This window comes from Streptomyces dysideae (assembly GCF_001514305.1).
Classification (GTDB): domain Bacteria; phylum Actinomycetota; class Actinomycetes; order Streptomycetales; family Streptomycetaceae; genus Streptomyces; species Streptomyces dysideae.
Window position 1 is genome coordinate 5,180 of sequence record NZ_KQ949160.1, and the last position, 671, is coordinate 5,850.

Below are 671 nucleotides of genomic sequence, written 5' to 3' on the forward strand. Positions count from 1 at the left end.
TCGAACCCTGCGCCTCAACGATCATGAGGTACTGGTCCCGGCCCTGGACCTTGTAGACCTCCGGCGCCTCGAACAGAAGGTCCGTTTCGTCGCTCATGACCGTCGTGTACGAGGAGCCGAAACTGCTGGGGAAGTTCTCGAGCGGCATGCTCGTCCGGTAGATCTTGCCGTTGTCACCGGCGAAGAACATGTACATGTTCTGGTTGTCGGCGATCAGGGTCGCGTCGAGCGGGGCGTCGTGCTTGTCCGGATCGGGGTTCGGGGGGAGGCTGCCGGTGAACAGCGGCTGCCGGGCGGACCAGCCGTTGGGGTTGGTGGGGTCGCTGGACGTGCGGTAGTAGAACGGCCACTGACCCCACTGGTCCACCATCACCCAGATGTTCTTGGTTGAGAGGTAGAACAGTTCGGGCGCCACCGCGACGTCGTTCATCTGGGTCTGGGTGGCCGCCCCCATGTCCGACCAGTTCGTGAAGGGACTGAACCCCGTCGAGCCCCACCCACTTTCGTTGGCGGTGGTCGCGTAGACCAGGTGCTGGCCGTTGTACTTCACGGTGGCGAAGTCCTTCAGCGCGAGCTGCCCGTTCGCCGGCTCCGCCAACGGACCCGTCGAGGTCCACCGGTACGTCGACGGAAGAGCACACGCGTTGCTCGCCCCGGACAGGCCGGTCCAT

The 671-nt window shown here is 64.5% G+C and carries 1 protein-coding gene; it reads right to left on the bottom strand.

The genetic code is table 11. The features are described 5' to 3' along the window. Positions 1-671: non-reducing end alpha-L-arabinofuranosidase family hydrolase (locus AQJ91_RS48000; RefSeq protein WP_267891331.1), on the bottom strand; the 671-nt coding region annotated here is incomplete at both ends.